This is a genomic window from Vibrio sp. 10N.222.49.C9, assembly GCF_041474985.1.
GTDB lineage: Bacteria > Pseudomonadota > Gammaproteobacteria > Enterobacterales > Vibrionaceae > Vibrio > Vibrio crassostreae_C.
This window is the reverse complement of the sequence record NZ_JBFRVD010001090.1, coordinates 1-465: the sequence shown is the minus strand read 5'-3', so window position 1 is coordinate 465 and position 465 is coordinate 1. Positions and strand designations below refer to the sequence as shown.

General features: G+C 44.1%; 1 protein-coding gene. It reads left to right on the top strand.

The annotated features are described in order from the left end of the window. The first annotated feature begins 69 nt into the window (after positions 1–69). Positions 70–456, top strand: coding sequence for a DUF4345 domain-containing protein (locus AB4585_RS27020; protein WP_017030748.1), 387 nt, complete (start codon positions 70–72; stop codon positions 454–456). The last annotated feature ends 9 nt before the right edge of the window (positions 457–465 follow it).

The following is a 465-nucleotide window of genomic DNA, read 5'->3' as shown; positions in this document are numbered from 1 at the left end:
TAAAATTCTGGAAAAAGAGTCATTCTCTCCTAGGCTATGAATACGACTTAGCTAAAGAAGTGAGGGGAAATGAAGGCTCAATCTATTTTCTTATTAGTTGCCTCGGCAGGCCTGCTACCAATCGCGCTTTCCTACGGCTTAATGCCAACACAATCTCTCTCTTTCCTGTTCAGCATTGATGCTGAACCGGTCAACGTTCGTCATATTTTCCGAGCAGTGATGGGGCTTTACTTAGCCCTGCTGTCATTTTGGATTATAGGGGCGCTGTATGAAAAGGTTCGCTTACCCGCATTGTATAGCCTGACGGTTTTTATGTTGGGGTTGGCCTCGGGTCGTCTACTCAGTTTAATTGTTGATGGGACACCTCATTGGCTATTGGTGGTGTATTTGATCTTGGAAGTTGGTTTTGGCGTTGTGGGTATCGCAATGATCAAGAAAAGTGAAAACAAAGCATAAGGAATAACC